Below are 4017 nucleotides of genomic sequence, written 5' to 3' on the forward strand. Positions count from 1 at the left end.
TGCTGCTGGCGCGCGAAGACCTGCAGGCCGTGCTGGATGTGTGGGAAGGCGAGCCGCAGGTGGACGTCGACCTGGCCGACCTGTGTGTGCTGGCCACCCCGCATATCGCCGGCTACAGCCTAGACGGCAAGCAGCGCGGCACGGCGCAGATCTATCAGGCGTTTTGCCGGCATCTTGGTCAGGACCCGACGATTCAATTGAGCGACTTGCTGCCGGAGCCGTGGCTGGCCGAAGTCAACCTCAATGCCAATACCGATCCGGCCTGGGCCCTGGCGACCCTGTGCCGCAGCATGTACGACCCGCGCCGTGATGACGCGGATTTCCGCCGCAGCCTGGTAGGCACAGTGGATGAGCAGCGCAAGGCCTTCGACCTGTTGCGCAAGCACTACCCCGAGCGGCGTGAGATTGACGGCTTGAAAGTGCGGATCAACGGCGAGTCTGCCGCCTTGTCGAGCATCGTGGCAGCATTGGGCGCACAGGCAATCTGAAGGCATAAAAAACCCGGCCATCAAGGCCGGGTTTAAGAGAGCGTGGGCGAATCAGCCTCGCTTGGCAGGCTTGACCAATTTCTGTTCCAGTTCGGCGCACGCGCTCTGGATCATTTCTTCAGTGATTTGCACTTCGCGGCCCTGAGCGTCGATATACGAGCAAGGCAATTGCTGCGGTTGGCGGATCACTTGAATTTTGGCGTTGCTGCTGTTTTGCAAGGACATGGCCCGTCTCCTCATCAGGTTGTGTACCTACTTTAAAACCCCCGCGTGACCGCGTTGTTACAACTCCTTGCGCGGCCCGCAGATCGAATGCCCAGTCCAGCAGAAACCGATACAAATTTCCAGCCGGTCCTTAGACCGATAGCCTCTAGGGCCTAGGTTCGGTGAGCATAATTAACCTGACTCATTGTGATTCGCTCAAGTTCCCCCCATGTAGCTATGCAGGTTCCCGTCTCCAACCTTCAGGTGAAACCCTCCATGCTCTCAGCCCGTCAACGCCGCGCGATTCGCCTGGCCAGTCGCTTCGTCGCTCCCTACCGCTGGCAGGCCCTGGGCGCCTTGTTGGCGCTGATCGTCACCGCCGGCATTACCTTGTCCATGGGCCAGGGTATTCGCCTGCTGGTGGACCAGGGGTTCATGACCCAGTCGCCGCACCTGCTCAACCAATCCATCGGTCTGTTCATGATCCTGGTGCTGGGCCTGGCGGTGGGCACCTTTGCGCGGTTTTACCTGGTGTCGTGGATCGGCGAGCGGGTGGTGGCGGACATCCGGCGGCAGGTGTTCAACCACTTGATCTACCTGCATCCGGGCTTCTACGAAAACAACCGCAGCTCGGAAATCCAGTCCCGGCTGACCACCGACACCACCTTGCTGCAATCGGTGATCGGCTCCTCGCTGTCGCTGTTCCTGCGCAACGCCTTGATGGTGATCGGCGGGATCGTGCTGCTGTTTGTCACCAACCCCAAGCTCACCAGCATCGTCGTGATAGCGCTGCCACTGGTGCTGGCGCCGATCCTGATCTTCGGCCGCCGGGTGCGCAGCCTGTCGCGCCAGAGCCAGGATCGCATCGCCGATGTCGGCAGCTATGTGTCCGAAACCCTCGGCCAGATCAAGACCGTGCAGGCCTACAACCACCAGGTCCAGGACGAACAGCGCTTCGCGCTGACGGTGGAAGAGGCCTTCACCACCGCCCGCAAACGCATCGTGCAGCGCGCCTGGCTGATTACCCTGGTGATCATGCTGGTGCTGGGCGCCGTGGGCGTGATGCTCTGGGTCGGCGGCATGGACGTGATCGGCGGGCGCATTTCCGGTGGTGAGCTGGCGGCGTTCGTGTTCTACAGCCTGATCGTCGGCAGTGCCGTCGGTACCTTGAGTGAAGTGTTGGGCGAGTTGCAGCGCGCCGCCGGTGCAGCGGAGCGGATTGGCGAATTGCTGCAGTCGAGCAATGAGATCAAGGCGCCCGAAGCCAACGTGATCAAGTTGCCGGAGCGGGTCAGCGGCCGCCTGGAAATCCAGGATTTGCGCTTCTCCTATCCTTCGCGCCCGGATCGTTTTGCCATCGACGGCTTGAGCCTGAGCATCAATGCAGGCGAAACCCTGGCCCTGGTCGGTCCGTCCGGCGCGGGTAAATCGACGATGTTCGATCTGTTGCTGCGTTTCTACGATCCCCAGCAAGGCCGCATCCTGCTTGAAGGCCACCCGCTGACCGAGCTGGATCCGCTGGACCTGCGCCGCTGTTTCGCCCTGGTGTCCCAGAGCCCGGCGCTGTTTTTCGGCAGCGTTGAGGAGAACATCCGCTACGGCAATCCGACGGCCACCTTTGCCCAGGTCGAGGAGGCGGCGCGCATCGCCCACGCCCACGATTTCATTTTGCAAATGCCCGACGGCTACCAGACCCACCTGGGCGACGGCGGCATGGGCCTCTCCGGCGGCCAGCGCCAACGCCTGGCCATCGCCCGGGCCTTGTTGGTGGATGCACCGATCCTGCTGCTGGACGAAGCTACCAGCGCGCTGGACGCCCAGAGCGAACACCTGATCCAGCAGGCGCTGCCGCAGTTGATGGAAGGGCGCACCACCCTGGTCATTGCCCACCGGCTGGCCACGGTGAAGAATGCCGACCGGATTGCCGTGATGGACCAGGGCAAGCTGGTGGCGGTGGGGACGCATCAGCAGCTGATCGCCAGCAATCCGCTGTATGCACGGCTGGCGGCGTTGCAGTTCAGTGATGGTGAGTCGACCACCCACTGATTCACCGCCCACAAAAAATGCCCGCATCTCTCAATGCGGGCATTTTTTATGGGATAGCGTTACTTACTGATCATCAAAATACCGCTCATGCCAATCCACCAGCGGCTGCGGTGCATTGAGCTTCTGCCCGTAGATCACCGAATAAGACAGCACGTTCTGCACATATTGGCGGGTTTCGTCGAACGGGATGCTTTCCACCCACACATCGAAACTCAGGTGATCGGCGCCGCGCAGCCATTGGCGTACACGGCCCGGGCCGGCGTTGTAGGCGGCGGTGGCGAGCACGCGGTTGCCGTTGAACTGGGCGTGGACCTGGCTCAGGTAGGCGGCGCCGAGCTGGATGTTCTTGTCCGGGTCGAGCACCTGCTGTTGCGAAGCCAGCGGGATGCTGAACTTTCGCGCAGTCTCCTTGGCGGTGCCGGGCATCAGTTGCATCAGGCCGGTGGCGCCGACGCCGGAGCGCGCGTCGTCCATGAAGGCGCTTTCCTGGCGGGTGATCGCAAATACCCAGCTGGAATGCACGCCGCGGACCTTGGCTTCGCGCACCAGGGTGTCGCGGTGGGCCATCGGGAAGCGGATGTCCAGGTCGTCCCAGTACTGCGCCTGGCTGATGGTGCGGATCGCCGGGAAGTACCACTTCATGTCATAGGCCAGCTTGGCCTGGGCGACCATTTCGTCGCGGTTGAAATGCCGGCTGACGTGGTACCACTCGCGGCGGCCATCAACGATCTGGCCACGGGCGTAGAACTCCAGGGCGCGGCGCACGCCCGGTGTGTTGCGTACCTTGTTCATCAGCGCCTGGCTCATCACCAGTGGCTTGTTGTTCAGTTGGTACGGGGACTGGGAGCGATCCGCCGCCAGGAAACCGTAAAAGTCTCGTTCCTTGGCCAGGCCCTTGTACATCACCAGGGCTTGCGGGTTCTTCGGCTCTGCCAGTTCCAGGCTGCGGGCCTGCCAGTAGCGCCAGCGGTTGGTGGTGGCCAAATCCTGGGGCAGCTTGCGGGTCAACTGGTAGGCGTCTTCCCAGCGGGCCAGGCGCAACAGCAGGCGCAGGCGCCATTCGGAAACGGTGTTGTCCCGCAGTTCCGGATCGTATTTGGTCATCACGTCGAGGGCGCGCGGGTCGTAGCGACGCGCCAGGGTCAGGCCGATTTCCCGGGCGATCGACACTTTTTCGTCACGAGAGAAGTGCATGCTGCTGGCATAACCGTCGAGCAGGGCCATGGCCTTGTCCGGGTCCTGGCGTGCCAGGCGGCGCAGGCCCAGGCCTACGGCGTCG

General features: G+C 62.6%; 4 protein-coding genes. 2 read left to right on the forward strand and 2 right to left on the reverse strand.

The window, feature by feature from the left end; translation table 11 throughout:
- A partial coding sequence (locus HX846_RS25655; RefSeq protein ID WP_178966338.1) for a DUF3410 domain-containing protein occupies positions 1-488 on the forward strand: 488 nt, incomplete at its 5' end.
- Positions 489-539: 51 nt separating this feature from the next.
- Here HX846_RS25655 and HX846_RS25660 read toward each other — a convergent pair.
- Positions 540-713 (reverse strand): PA1571 family protein, encoded by a 174-nt coding sequence (locus tag HX846_RS25660; protein WP_003218992.1) that lies wholly within the window; start codon positions 711-713, stop codon positions 540-542.
- A 216-nt stretch (positions 714-929) separates the two neighbouring features.
- Between HX846_RS25660 and HX846_RS25665 the strand changes: the two genes are divergently transcribed.
- Positions 930-2738: an ABC transporter transmembrane domain-containing protein gene (locus HX846_RS25665; RefSeq protein WP_177008120.1), complete on the forward strand. Its 1809-nt coding sequence runs from the start codon at positions 930-932 to the stop codon at positions 2736-2738.
- A 63-nt stretch (positions 2739-2801) separates the two neighbouring features.
- Here the strand turns inward: HX846_RS25665 and HX846_RS25670 are convergent.
- Positions 2802-4017: lytic transglycosylase domain-containing protein (locus HX846_RS25670; protein ID WP_178966339.1), on the reverse strand; the 1216-nt coding region annotated here is incomplete at its 5' end.

The organism is Pseudomonas sp. K5002 (assembly GCF_013386655.1).
Classification (GTDB): Bacteria; Pseudomonadota; Gammaproteobacteria; order Pseudomonadales; family Pseudomonadaceae; genus Aquipseudomonas.